10 protein-coding genes are annotated in these 13,743 nt (G+C 44.5%); 3 read left to right on the top strand and 7 right to left on the bottom strand.

Going from position 1 to position 13,743, the window contains the following annotated elements; translation table 11 throughout:
- Nucleotides 1–71: 71 nt before the first annotated feature.
- Together EPL05_RS23045 and EPL05_RS23050 are read left to right on the top strand one after the other, a co-directional pair.
- A complete protein-coding gene (locus EPL05_RS23045; protein ID WP_128536345.1) occupies nucleotides 72–2,249 on the top strand; it encodes a hypothetical protein in 2,178 nt (725 codons plus the stop codon).
- 136 nt (nucleotides 2,250–2,385) lie between these two features.
- A complete protein-coding gene (locus EPL05_RS23050; RefSeq protein ID WP_128536346.1) occupies nucleotides 2,386–4,662 on the top strand; it encodes a Tex family protein in 2,277 nt (758 codons plus the stop codon).
- Nucleotides 4,663–4,815: 153 nt separating this feature from the next.
- Here EPL05_RS23050 and EPL05_RS23055 read toward each other — a convergent pair whose 3' ends face one another.
- From EPL05_RS23055 to EPL05_RS23085, 7 genes are all read right to left on the bottom strand, one after another.
- Nucleotides 4,816–5,601 carry a TerC family protein gene (locus tag EPL05_RS23055; protein WP_128536347.1) on the bottom strand — a complete coding sequence of 262 codons (786 nt, stop codon included), beginning with the start codon at nucleotides 5,599–5,601 and terminating at the stop codon, nucleotides 4,816–4,818.
- Between the two features lie 94 nt (nucleotides 5,602–5,695).
- Nucleotides 5,696–7,060, bottom strand: coding sequence for a hypothetical protein (locus EPL05_RS23060; RefSeq protein WP_128536348.1), 1,365 nt, complete (start codon nucleotides 7,058–7,060; stop codon nucleotides 5,696–5,698).
- Nucleotides 7,041–7,613 carry a hypothetical protein gene (locus EPL05_RS23065; protein WP_128536349.1) on the bottom strand — a complete coding sequence of 191 codons (573 nt, stop codon included), beginning with the start codon at nucleotides 7,611–7,613 and terminating at the stop codon, nucleotides 7,041–7,043. The genes EPL05_RS23060 and EPL05_RS23065 overlap by 20 nt, the downstream gene beginning before the upstream one ends.
- The gene (locus EPL05_RS23070) at nucleotides 7,610–8,170 is read right to left on the bottom strand and encodes an RNA polymerase sigma factor (protein WP_128536350.1); all 561 of its coding nucleotides are present in this window, start codon (nucleotides 8,168–8,170) and stop codon (nucleotides 7,610–7,612) included. The genes EPL05_RS23065 and EPL05_RS23070 overlap by 4 nt, the downstream gene beginning before the upstream one ends.
- 138 nt (nucleotides 8,171–8,308) lie before the next feature.
- Nucleotides 8,309–8,863: an AAA family ATPase gene (locus tag EPL05_RS23075; protein ID WP_128536351.1), complete on the bottom strand. Its 555-nt coding sequence runs from the start codon at nucleotides 8,861–8,863 to the stop codon at nucleotides 8,309–8,311.
- A gap of 3 nt (nucleotides 8,864–8,866) precedes the next feature.
- Nucleotides 8,867–9,502 (bottom strand): nicotinamide riboside transporter PnuC, encoded by a 636-nt coding sequence (gene pnuC / locus EPL05_RS23080; protein WP_166727799.1) that lies wholly within the window; start codon nucleotides 9,500–9,502, stop codon nucleotides 8,867–8,869.
- Between the two features lie 411 nt (nucleotides 9,503–9,913).
- The gene (locus tag EPL05_RS23085; protein ID WP_128536352.1) at nucleotides 9,914–11,977 is read right to left on the bottom strand and encodes a M13 family metallopeptidase; all 2,064 of its coding nucleotides are present in this window, start codon (nucleotides 11,975–11,977) and stop codon (nucleotides 9,914–9,916) included.
- Nucleotides 11,978–12,557: 580 nt separating this feature from the next.
- Between EPL05_RS23085 and EPL05_RS23090 the strand changes: the two genes are divergently transcribed.
- Nucleotides 12,558–13,697 (top strand): acyl-CoA dehydrogenase, encoded by a 1,140-nt coding sequence (locus tag EPL05_RS23090; RefSeq protein ID WP_128536353.1) that lies wholly within the window; start codon nucleotides 12,558–12,560, stop codon nucleotides 13,695–13,697.
- Nucleotides 13,698–13,743: the final 46 nt, after the last annotated feature.

The following is a 13,743-nucleotide window of genomic DNA, read 5'->3' on the forward strand; positions in this document are numbered from 1 at the left end:
TACTGTTTACAGACCTATAAAAATCAAATCCGCTTGCATTTAGTATATTTAACCCAACACCTTAACCACCTTTGAAAACATTACTAAACCTACTTGCCTTAATAGCCCTGCCGGTTTGCTGTATGGCGCAGATCACAATAAAAGACACTGCGAAACTGCCTTTTCTAAAGGAAGCGGTTGAACGGTCGTTTAAACAAGCCCCGCCATTTACCGGCAGCCGATTGGATAGTATTGGCCATGAACTAAGGCGTGGCGATATGCATGCCCTTTTTGCTATTACCCCCTATCTGGATAGTTTAAACCAATTAACCCGATTTTTAGGATACCATATCCTGAAGCCAACGCAGGGTTCGATAGCGTTAGATCTGATTGAGGAGAATGTTTCTTTTTTACCGAGTGAGATAACCTTAGGGAACAAACTTTCTTCCGCTAATTGGCTTGCCTTTTTAAATGGCAATTTTAATAAAATTCAGTTTGATAAAGATGCCTCGGTATTTCTGCTAACCCCAATGGTGCAACGGGGTGTTGAATTTGAAGCGCTGGAAATAACTCACCTTCGGCGCGGCGATTTAAATCGCGCGTCTGGCAGGCTATTAAATCTCCCCTGGCTAAAGGGCGGCAATATAGACCTGATCATTGGTCAACACGACCCATACGCGCTGTACAAAATAGCGGCAGCACTTTACCGCAACCGGTATCGTTTTGATGAATACCATAATGACGCTGCCGATTACATCAACCTACTGCAATTGCTTACTGGGGTTGATATTGGCGTAAAAAGCGAGAAGGGCGAAATAACGCACCATATAGAAACGGATTTTTATACCCCGTCAAGGGAAAACTTACTGATCTATTTTGCTAAAAACTATGAGGCTTTTCAATGGGATTTAGCGCAACACAGGTTTGTAAACAGCGGGCTGAAGGTGGCAAATGTAAGCTCGGAGGCCGTTTATTTTGAAATGTTACTGTCTAAAACCGATTCGACTGCAATGAATGCATTTATTAAATTAACAAACTGCGACCCGGTAAAAGTTTCGGCATTGACCTCTGTGTATTACAAAGCAAATATTTCGGCAAATTATGCGTTGCCCCCCTATAGGTTTCTTAAGCAATTGACGTTATTAACCAAGTATTGCCGGGAGAATAAGATTGATTTCTCTGGATCGGCGGACTTGCAAAAAAGAATTTTCGCGTTTAACGAGGAGTTGTCATTTCAAAAAAGGCGAAGGATGGAAGATGCAATGATAAATTCGCTGACGCCAAACGAGCTAACCGCATTGGAATATTGGAGTTTGGTTTACGAATCTGTTTCTAATTTAAATTATTCCTCGGGCAGAGTGCTGGATACCTGGTATTCTAAAAATTGGGGTAAAATAATTTCGGATAAGAGCCAGCTTAGCCTTTTCCTAAAAAAGACCGCCCTATTCAGAAATTTATCGATATCCGGTTTCTGCTATACTTACTTGGCTAAATTTAACAACGGAAACGCAAAAACCCTCGCAGCATTAAAAGGGCTTTCATCTGCCGACGAGCAGATAGAGCAACAGAAACGTTTAGCTATTGGTATAGTGCAAGCGCCAAAAGCACTTTTGCCCGAAACCCAAAAATACAATGGTGGAAATTATGATGCAGAGATAAAAAACCTGGCGAAAGCATTTGAGGCGACTATTAAAAACGCTAAAGACACAACAGCAAGGAACGACAGTATATCAAAGTTATTCGCCAAGATCAATTATAAACAAATTGATACGGCATTTTGCCTTGTGGAACACTTTAATTTTAAATGGGCTGGGGAAAAGTACTCTTTTATGGACCGTGATTTTGGGTTTTTTCTTGAAGATTTCAACTCTGCAAATGTGCGAAAAGAATTTCTAAGCGTGTTCAGGAGCCGCAGCGAATACGAGACTTACGCATACTATTTAAAAAAGGCTGGGGTTGATTATCATAATCCAAACCAAACGCTGAACTACGATAAAATATACGATATTTTAAAATACAACGTAATTACCGCGTTTGTGGGCGGCGGGGGGGGGTGGAAATTAGATAATGAGGTTTATGCCGTTATTAAACTGCTGGAGTTGAAGTTTGAAACACACTTAGGTTATCCCGGGAAATTATGCAATTCAGGTAACTCCAACGGATGCCATGCTTCTGGCCGTGCAAAAGAATGGATGGCCTACCTAAAGGCGAAAGGGCTGTTAAAAACAAAACATAGTGAACCCTATTCTTTTTCTTACTTCGACAATTAATGAAAACTCCCCCTTTTTTGTTGGCAATCTTTTTTTGAAATCCGTTGCAATTCCCCCAACTTCGCAATCCCGATAATATCTGCGGCATCACAAAAAATCTGTGAAATCAAAAAAGAAATCGGCGTAATCCCAAATAATGGAATCATACAACCTTAAAATAGCGCAGGAACTTTCTGTTGGCAGTAAGCAGGTAAGCGCAACTATAGCTTTGTTAGACGAAGGTGCAACCGTGCCTTTCATCTCCCGTTACCGTAAAGAAGCAACCGGCAGTCTGGATGAGGTGCAGGTGGCCGCCATCCGAGACCGCGTACAACAATTGCGCGATCTGGATAAACGCCGCGAAGCCATCCTGAAATCGCTAACCGATATGGGCAAGCTTACCCCGTTATTGGAGGCGCAGATCAACGCTGCCGAAACTATGGTGTTGTTGGAGGATATTTACCTGCCTTATCGCCCTAAACGCAAAACCCGCGCAACTGCGGCTCGCGAAAAGGGCCTGCAGCCGCTGGCAGATGTGCTTTTAGAACAAAAGAATTTCGACCCGGAACTGGAAGCGGGTAAATACATAGATGAGGAGAAGGGCGTAAAAAATACCGAAGAAGCATTGGCCGGTGCCCGCGACATTATTGCTGAGTACATTAGCGAACACGCAGAAACCCGCGCAAAAATGCGCGAACTGTTTACCGAGAAAGGCACCTTCCAATCTAAAGTGGCCGATGGTAAAGAGGTAGAGGGCATCAAATACAAGGATTATTTCGATTGGACGGAGCCCGTTAAATCGGCACCATCGCACCGGATACTGGCTATGCGCCGAGGCGAGAAAGAGGAGATCCTTTGGCTGGATATTAAACCAACCGAAGACGACGCTCTTAACCTGCTGGAGCGCGAGTTTGTTAAAGGCCGGAACGCAACATCATCGCAGGTTGGTTTAGCCGTTAGCGATAGCTATAAGCGCCTGCTGAAGCCATCTATGGAAACCGAGATCCGCCTGCTTACAAAAAAGAAGGCCGACGAAGAGGCTATCCGCGTATTTGCCGAGAACGCCCGCCAGCTTTTGTTAGGCGCGCCATTAGGGCAGAAACGCATCATGGCTATCGACCCTGGTTTCCGTACCGGCTGTAAGCTGGTTTGTTTGGATGAGCAGGGCAAACTATTGGAGAACACCACCATTTACCCGCATACCGGCGCAGGCCAGGCAAAAGAAGCGGAGAAAACCGTTCAGCACTTGTTCGGGCGTTACAATATTGAAGCTATTGCCATTGGCAACGGCACCGCCGGCCGCGAAACAGAAGTGTTTGTGCGCAATCTTAACCTGCCGGGCGCTATTATTGTAATGGTGAACGAAAGTGGGGCATCCATCTATTCCGCATCAGAAGTGGCAAGGGATGAGTTCCCGGATAAGGATATTACCGTGCGCGGCGCCGTATCTATCGGCCGCCGTTTGATGGACCCATTGGCGGAACTGGTAAAGATAGACCCCAAATCAATCGGTGTGGGCCAATACCAGCACGATGTGGACCAAAATAAACTGCAAACGTCGCTGGATGATACGGTTGTTAGTTGCGTAAACGCCGTAGGGGTGGAGTTGAACACTGCATCCAAACAGATCCTGGCGTATGTATCCGGCCTTGGTCCGCAACTGGCGCAGAACATTGTAGAGTACCGCAACCGAAACGGCGCTTTTAAACGCCGCAGCGAGCTGAAAAAAGTGGCCCGCCTTGGCGATAAAGCATACGAACAGGCAGCCGGCTTCCTGCGTATCCGCGGGGCAGAAAATCCTTTGGATACAAGCGCCGTACACCCCGAGCGTTATGCCCTGGTGGAGCAAATAGCTAAAGACATGAACTGCAAAGTGCAGGACTTGATGGGCGACGACATGCTTCGCAAATCTATCCCCCTGCAAAAATATATTTCAGATGCGGTAGGTTTACCCACCCTTAATGATATCATCGCCGAGCTGGCCAAACCCGGCCGCGACCCGCGTGAGCAATTCGAGGCATTTAGTTTTACCGATGGCGTAAATGGTATTAATGATTTGAAGGTAGGGATGAAACTGCCCGGCATTGTAACCAATATCACCAATTTTGGCGCTTTTGTAGATATAGGCGTACATCAGGATGGTTTGGTGCATTTAAGCCAGATAACCAACCGCTTTATTAAAGACCCTAACGAAGTGCTTAAAGTGCATCAAAAGGTGGAGGTTACCGTTACCGAGGTCGATGCAAACCGCAAGCGCATTTCGCTATCCATGAAAGAGAATGAAAAACGTGAAGCACCTGCTGTAAACAAGCCACGTGAACAACAAAGGCCTGCTCAAAAACCGTTTGTTCAACATCCCGCTACTAAACCGGCACCCGAACCGGAGATGGATATGATGAGCAAGCTGGCGGCGCTGAAGAACAAGTTTAAGTAGGCTCTTTACCTTTACAACATTGTTATTGCGAGGAGTGATAGCGACGTGGCAATCTCAGCATGCCCGCGCACACGGCTGCTTTGCCTATCGGAGCGTCCTATGAGGTTGCCGCGTTGCGCTCGCAATGACAGTTTTTTTGAATTTTATATATCCTTACTTCTTCGTTGGAACCACTTTTATTCCTTTTGCACTTTTAGCCGCTCGTTTTGCACGCATTTTAAGGTTCAGCATTTCTACCAATATAGAGAAGGCCATGGCGAAGTAAATATACCCTTTAGGGATATGCTGCTCAAAGGCCTCCGCCAACAGCGATACCCCTATTAATAAGAGGAATGATAAGGCCAGCATTTTTACGGTAGGGTGCTTGTTTACAAACGCTGCAACGCTGTTTGACGCCCACATCATAATACCCACGGCTACCACTACAGCGGCTATCATGATCTCTACGTGCTGCGCCATACCTACAGCGGTGATCACCGAATCTAAAGAGAAAACGATATCCAGCAGCATAATCTGCACAATGGTTGCCCAAAACGATTTTGGCTTTACCTTATCAGCATCTTCTTCCTCGCCCTCTATTTTTTGGTGAATTTCGGCGGTGCTTTTATAGATAAGGAACAAACCTCCGATGATCAATATCAGGTCGCGGCCGGAGATGGCGAGCTTCTCAACCCAATCGGGGTCGGTAGTGCCTAACAGGCCGGCTAAGCTAAACAGCGGTGCGGTGAGTTTCATTACCCAGGTAATGGAGAGCAATAATAATACGCGGGTGATCATGGCGCCAGCCAAACCCATACGGCGGCCTTTGGCCTGCTGGCTTTTTGGCAATTTATCCGACAGGATAGAGATAAATATGACGTTATCGATACCAAGAACGATCTCTAATACAGTAAGGGTGATCAATGATATCCACGCTTCCGGGTCGGTAAATATTTCCATGGGTAAAATTTGTATGCGCACTAAAATAACAAAACCCCTGCCTATTATGGCAAGGGTGCTGCAAAAACCTGTTTTTTGTTGCTATTTAAGTAGCTTAATTAAAGCTTATGCCTGTAAAACTGGCGTTGATAACTATTTTATTGGAGGAATTGGCGTTGCCTATATACCCTCTGTATGTTTTGGTAGACGAAAATCCGTGGTCGTCATCCGATGGAGATTTTGAGATTAATTTTACCCGGTCATCGCCGTAATTAAAGCTGCCAAGTTTTACAGTAACATCAAAGTTCACGTTTTCAAGCTGTTTGAAGTCGAAGGTAATTTTGGAGAATTGGGCATCAACATTAATATTTTTTACTGTTTTATCAATAGTGCCTATTCTGAGCCCGTCGCCGTATTTTATGTTCGCATCAATAGATCCCTTAAGCCTGTCAATACTCATAGAAGAGAACTTAAGTTCAGTGTCTACATTATTTGCACTGCCCAATTTTATTTTGGTGTAGGCCATGCTTATTTTTCCGTTGTTAAACGATTCTACCGTTGAAGTGTGACCATCATCAAATCGCAAATCTATCTCATTTTGCGGGTTTGAAAGCTGCCCGGCAATCAGGTTGCCATACGATACTTTGATAAAAGACTTACCCGAAAGATCTGGTAGCACCACAGCGCCAAATCTGTTATTAATATCGATAGGGTTACCGGCGGGCATGTACACTGTGTAATTAATTTGGATACTTTGGTGGTCGTTGCGTCTGTTCGAGCCGTTATGGTACAGGTTAGTTTTGAATGATATTGTTGAACCAACCTTACTGTCGTCGATGCTCGAGCCATTGATCATGTCGTTTACAGCATCGGCATCGTCCGAACCGAATTTCATCTGTACGTCAACCTTAAACTCGTTCTTGTTCCAGGTGTTTACGGTTATCTTACCAAAGCTGTTGCTTATCTGCAGCATGTCGTTAACATTCACGCTGTAGCTTTTACTGTAATTTTTTACTTTTTCGACGATATCGCCGCTGGCAACCTTTTGCTTGTACTCAGCACTATCCGAATTTAAATTGATATTGAAATTTTTGATGTTGCTGAAAGTGTTGCTCATATCGGGCACCATATCCTTAAAGCTGCCCGCAAAATCTTTACCGAAGTCTTTGCCGAAGCTTTTTCCAAAATCTGCCCCAAAGTCTTTAAATTTCATTTTAAATTCTTTGTTAAACTTTTTAGAGGCGATAACCATCTTCTGCGTGCTTTTATCTATGCGCAGTTTGTTCATTTGCTTTTGCAGCTTGCCCATCTGCTTTTGCAGATCGGTCATTTGCTTTTGAAAGGCTTTATCGTCCAGTTGCTCGGTTTGGGCTTCTGTTGTTTGGGGGCTTACCGGTTTTGCCTGTGCAAATGCAGCGGTGCTGATAGCAATGCTTGCAATTAATGCAAACACCCTATGGTTAAATATCTTTAGTTCCATTTTGCTGTTCCTTTTTGCTTTGATTGAATTGTTGTATTACACTTAATTGTTGATTAAGCACCTCGGTTTGTATTTGCAAGTTCCGGATCATTGCACGTAAAACACGTTCCTGGTTGGGGCTGGTGGCCAAATCTGTACTCAGTTTTTTATAATTGGCCTGCATTTTTATCAACTCGTTGTTAAACTCGTTGTAAAGCTGTGGGTCGAATTTTGCTACTTGTTTTAATTCTATCTTTTTGGTTTCAATGAGCGACGCGTATTGCACCTGCTGTTTGGCATAGGTAGGGTTAATGGCGGCGAGGTCAACGTCGCCGTTTGTTTTTTGGCTTTGTATATATATACCGAACCCGATGCCCATAACCACGATGATCATGGCGGCTACCCTTAGCACAAAGCCAAGGGAGAATGTTTTTGCTTCGCGCTTTTTTGGCAGCTGCTCAGCCTCCCAGGCATCCAGTTCTGTTGAGATGTTATTCCAGATATCGGCGCGGGGTTGCAGGTCATCAAATTCTTCCCTGTTTTCGGCCATAAAATCTTCTAAACGCTTGCTCATTTGGTTATTCCTTTTCTAATTAATATCTCGTTCAATTTCCTTTTCGCTCTTAAAAACTGGGTTCGCGATGTGTTTTCGGTTATCCCCAGTACCTGGCCAATCTCTTCGTGGTCGTACCCCTCTAACAAGTAAAGCGATAGTACCACACGGTAGCCATCCGGTAACTCTTTCATGGCGTCTTTTACCCGGGCCACTTTGTGTTGTACATCATCATCGTCCCAGGGCTCTTCGTCTGCAACGTTATCCAGGTGCCCGTCTTCTATCTCCACCAGGTCCAGTTTTCGTTTGCGCAGCAGGTTAATGGAGCGGTGTACTACAATTTGTTTAAGCCAAAGCCCAAAGGTTGTTTCCTGCCTAAAATCCTTCATCCTTTTAAAAGCATCGGTAAAGGCTTCCTGCAAAACATCTTCCGCCTCGCCAACGTTGCCCACTATCCTAAAGGCGATGTTTAACATCGCTTTAGAATATAGTTTGTATAACTCGTAACAGGCTTTTTTGCTTCCCTGCTTACACTCAACTACCAGTTGATAATGTTTATCTACAAATACAGCTTCCAATTAATTTTGTGAGGTTTCAAGTTAAATGACGCAGGCCATCTAACAACGTTGCATGTAGTAAGAATTTTATTTGTTTAAACTGCGGTTTTTTTTTGCAGATGATGAAATATATAGCTGAATAATGCGTTTAGGGCGAAATTATTTTCGGCTAAGGAAGGTGTTCACAGCCGCTACAGCATTTTCATACCTGTTGTCGCCGGTGCCGGATATCAACACGTAATTCGCTTTCAGCGCATCCAGCTCCAGGTACCAAACAGCCATAAAGTGTTCGCGCATGTTCGGGAAATCGCGCAGAGGGTCTTCTTCCCAGGGAAGATCGATATTTAGCAATAAATACAGATCGTACGGATGTTTTGGTAATTCATCAAGCACCTCCTTTGGCGATTCGCCAAAGGTATGGTCGCTCCAGATCTTCACCGTAATAAAGGTAGTATCGCAGATAAGGAGCTTGTTTGCCTGCGGTACAAACTCCTCCTCCAGCGCCAATTGCCCGGTGAACATGTTTATCTCATCTTGCCAGGTAGGGGGGGCGGTAAGTTTTTCGCAATAACCGCGGGCATACTCGGGCACCCAAACAGTATTAAAATGCAGCGCCAAAAATGCCGACATGGTAGATTTGCCGGTAGATTCGGGGCCAACTACAGCTATTTTTATGATTTCGGAATTGGGATGTTCGATTTCAGATTTGTTCATTCTTTACAGTTTAACTTCTGCTTCCCCTTCAGGGGGCTGGGGGGCGGCCTCATTCCAATTCTTTCGCCAATCCACATACCCCATTATAGCAATGCCAACGTATATGGCATACATCACCGCGGTAAGATGGAGGTCTTTATACAAGTAAACGCCAACGTATATCACATCTACAAAGATCCATATCAACCAGTTCTCTATAACCTTTCGTGCCAAAAATACCTGTGCAACCAGGCTGCATGCCGTACAAAAACTATCCAGGTAGGGGAACGACGCTGTGGTGTACTTTAAAATTGTGCCTAAAATATAGGTGAATACAACAATTGCTCCTGCAGATATCAATAATTCTACCCGGGTGATCCGCGCAACCGGGGTCTTTTTTTCGGAAGCGGGTTTATTGGCCCAGTAATACCAGCCATACAGGTTCACCACAAAAAAATAAACCTGCAGGCCCATATCGGCAAACAAATGCGTTTCAAAAAAGATGAAAATGTAAATGGTGACGCTGATCATGGCTATAGGCCAGTTCCAGATGTTGTTTTTAGCCGCCAGGTAAACGCAAATAAGCCCGGTGATAACGCCGGTAATTTCGAGCCAGGTTTGATGCTGCCACCAATCCTGTAGCAGGTGTACAATTTGCATGGCGTAAATATAAACAAGCAAATGTATTACAGGATGTAAATTTTATGTGGGGTTATTTATTGCGCCACTACGGAAAGCACAGAGCGGCTGTACCAAAGCCGGTTTGCCTAAAAGGCAAAGCACACCTGGTGGGCTAATATCTTCTTTTGGGCTTTAGTGTCTTTTAATCGGCGAAAATAGTTAATAGCAACGATATTGGTGGTGACACAATATTGTCACCATTATGTAATTTGTAAGTCTATGATTATTAGGCGCTTATAAATGTTCACGGTGTTCACGTGTGTGAGCGTGAACACTAAATGATTTTTTGGCGATTTACGGGCAGCCAAAAAAAGCAAAGAGGCTGTATCAAAACCAATAAGATACAGCCCTCCTGCGTAAAACTCCGCCTTCTCTATGGTTAAAAAAAGTTTACCATATCTTCACCCGTTTAGCCGGATCCAGCCACATTTTATCGCCTTTTTTTATGCCGAAGGCTTCGTAAAACTCGGGCACATCGGTAAATGGCCCATTTACGCGCATAAACCCTGGCGAATGCACATCGCTTAGCAACTGGCTCGCTAATGATTCGGGCCTGTCATGCCCAAGCCATCCGAGGGCATAGCCCATAAAGTAACGCTGCACTGGGGTTAAGCCGTTTATCGTTTTACCTTCTTTATATTGTTCAGTCTTTTTGAAGGCATCCAAACCAATAACAATACCACCCAAATCGGCAATGTTTTCGCCCAGGGTTGCTTTACCATTTACATGCTGGTCGCCAACTTTATAATTGTTGAATTGCTCTATCAGCATTTGCGCGCGTTGCGCAAATTTTGCCGAATCTTGCGGGGTCCACCAGGCTTTTAGGTTGCCTTGTGCATCGTACTGGCGGCCCTGGTCGTCAAAACCATGGGTCATTTCGTGGCCAATGGTTGATGCCGCCGCATAGCCGTAAACCACCGCATCGTCAATATTGGCATCTTTAGCGCCGGGGATCATAAATATGGCAGCAGGCAATACAATTTCGTTGTTTGATGGGTTATAGTAGGCGTTGTAGGTTTGTGGTGTCATACCCCATTCGGTACGGTCAACCGGTTTGCCCAACTTTTCGGCGTTCTCATTATGCTGAAATATGCTGCCGCGCATTACGTTCATGGCGTAAGAAGAACGGTCGACAGTTAGCGAAGAATAATCCTTCCACTTATCGGGGTAGCCAACTTTAGGCATTACTTTGGCCAGTTTCTCATAAGCTTTTTCTTTGGTGGCAGGGCTCATCCAATCCAGCTTTTCAATATGCTCTTTAAAGGTAGCGCGCATATCTTCTACCAATTTTACGTAACGCGCCTTAGCTTCTTCCGGGAAGTATTCTTTCACAAATATTTGCCCAAGCACTTCGCCCATGAGGCCGTTCTCGGTATCTAAAACACGTTTCCAGCGCGGCAATTGCTCCTTGCGCCCGTATAGTTGCGTTCCAAAAAAGCGGAAGTTCTCTTCGTCAAAAGCCTTGCTCAGATACGGGCTTGCATCGCTCACCAGGTTTTTTTTGAGGTAGCTTTTCCAATCGGCAAGGGTAAAGGCAGTAAGCGCCTTGTTAACGGCGCGGTAATACTCGGGCTGGCCAACAATTACGGTATCTACATTTTTGTAACCCAATTGCTCAAAAGTTGCTTTCCAGTCTACCAGTGGTGCAATTTTCCCTAAGCCGGCAACCGTCATTTTGTTATAGTTGTGGTATGGGTCGCGCAGGTCTTCCAGCTTACGGGAGCTATCGGCAAGTGCTTTTTCTATCAGGTAAGTTTTCGCGGTAGCGCCGCTAACTTCTGCCGGGCCCATGCCCATCAGCTTAAATAGTATAGGCAAATGTTTTTGCTGGTAATCGGTACGGATCTCAACGCTATGCTTATCGCTGTTAAAATAATAATCGCGGTTGGGCAGGCCTATGCCTGTTTGGTAAAGCTGCAGCATCATTTTGCTGCTGTTTTTATCATCCTGTCCAACGTAAGTACCAATGGGGTTTGGTACACCAATAGTGCCCAGATGAGCAAACTCCGCTACCAGCGATTTTACATCGCTGATGCGGTCTATCCGTTCCAGTTCTTCTTTAAGCGGGGCAATTCCTTGTTTTTCAATATTAACGGTATCCATCCCGCTGAAATAGAAATCGCCTATCTTTTGGGTGTTGCTGCCTTTTTCGGCATTGGCTTTTAAGGCATCCTCGTTAATTTTTTTCAGTTTTTCGCGTAAATCGTCTTGCACCACATTACCAATGCCCCATGCCGAATATGCAGCGGGGATGGGGTTTTCTTTTAACCACTTACCACTGGCATACAAAAAGAAATCGTCGCCGGGTTTAGCGGTGGCATCTATATTTTTAAACACGCGGTCGTTCTCGGCGTAAAGCTTTGACTTATCGTCTCCGGAGTTTTTGCAGGCGCCCAGCAGCAATGCCGCGGTCGCCAAAGTTGTAATAATGCGGATGTTTGTTTTTTTGTCCATTTTTTAGCAGTTGTATGTAAAAAAATACAGGAGGTGTATGGTAAAACAGAATTTTTATTCCGGATAAATATACAAGTTAAATTAATTTCTAATTAGTTGCGGTTGGACAACCTTTGTAAAAATTATTTTACAAATTTTTAAACACAAAAGTTGTAAGCGTTTTGGTGCCGATATTTTAAGTTTGAAACATTTTTTTTATTTAAAGTGTTTATAATCAGTAAATAAAGTGATCTATTGTGTCAATTAGACGGTTTTTAAAACTCTGGAAATGTAAATTGGCGTTTAAACAATCGTCTTAAAGCAGTAAAAAATATGGCTTTAATTTTGTTGAAAAGTAAATGGTCCTGCATCATCCTTATAAAAACATAAATACATCTACCTATGTAAAAACGTTTTTCGATGTTCAGGCTTACTTGAATTCTCAGTAGCCCAAGTTGAGATGAATTGTTCTTTTTTTTGGGTTTAATCAATAGTTTAAATTAATTAGGGGAAAAGGGAGCTTCCAAAAGGCTCTCTTTTTTTGTGCGATAAATTTTGCTATGCGTGCATAATACTTTACTTTTAGACTTTCCATTATAACATGCAATTTAACCTTACCGAAGAACATTTAATGATACGCCAGGCGGCGCGCGATTTTGCACAAACCGAGCTAAAACCCGGTGTAATAGAGCGCGACGAGTACCAAAAATTTCCCGCAGAACAAATAAAAAAACTGGGCGAGCTGGGTTTTTTGGGCATGATGGTTTCGCCGGAGTATGGCGGCAGCGGGATGGATGCGATATCGTACAGTATTGTGATGGAAGAGCTATCCAAGGTGGATGCATCGGCATCGGTGGTGGTATCGGTAAATAACTCGCTGGTATGTTATGGGTTAGAAAAATATGGCAACGAAGAACAGAAGCAAAAATATTTAGTGCCTTTGGCACAAGGCCAGGTAATTGGCGCATTCTGCCTAAGCGAACCCGAGGCTGGTTCTGATGCTACCTCGCAGCGCACCACCGCTATTGATATGGGCGACTATTACCTGTTGAACGGTACCAAAAACTGGATCACTAACGGCAGCACGGCATCTACCTATATAGTAATGGCCCAAACGGACGCCGCTAAAAAGCACCGGGGCATTAACGCGCTGATTGTTGAAAAGGGGCTGGAAGGTTTCACCGTGGGGCCAAAGGAGAATAAACTTGGCATCCGTGGATCGGATACACATTCACTGATGTTTACAGATGTGAAAATACCTAAGGAGAACCGCATTGGCGAAGATGGCTTCGGATTTAAGTTTGCTATGGCCACTTTAGAAGGCGGGCGCATAGGTATAGCGTCGCAAGCCTTGGGTATTGCATCGGGCGCGTACGAGCTTTCCGTACAGTATGCTAAAGAACGCAAAGCCTTCGGCAAAACACTGGGCGACCTGCAGGCCATCCAATTTAAACTCGCCGATATGGCAACCGAGATTGAAGCAGCACGCTTATTATGTTACCGCGCGGCCTGGTTGAAGGATAACAAACTCCCCTACGCGCAGGCGGCATCAATGGCTAAACTATTTGCATCTGAAACCGCCATGCGCACTACTATTGAGGCCGTGCAGATCCACGGTGGGTACGGGTTTGTAAAAGAATACCATGTAGAGCGCCTGATGCGCGATGCCAAAATAACCCAGATATACGAGGGTACATCAGAAATTCAGCGCATTGTCATTTCCCGTGAAGTTTTGAAATAGTTGACCGCTTTTATTACTTTTGACAAAGTATATAGAGTTAGTCGAC

Origin of the sequence: Mucilaginibacter gilvus (genome assembly GCF_004054195.1) — a bacterium.
Lineage (GTDB): Bacteria > Bacteroidota > Bacteroidia > Sphingobacteriales > Sphingobacteriaceae > Mucilaginibacter > Mucilaginibacter gilvus.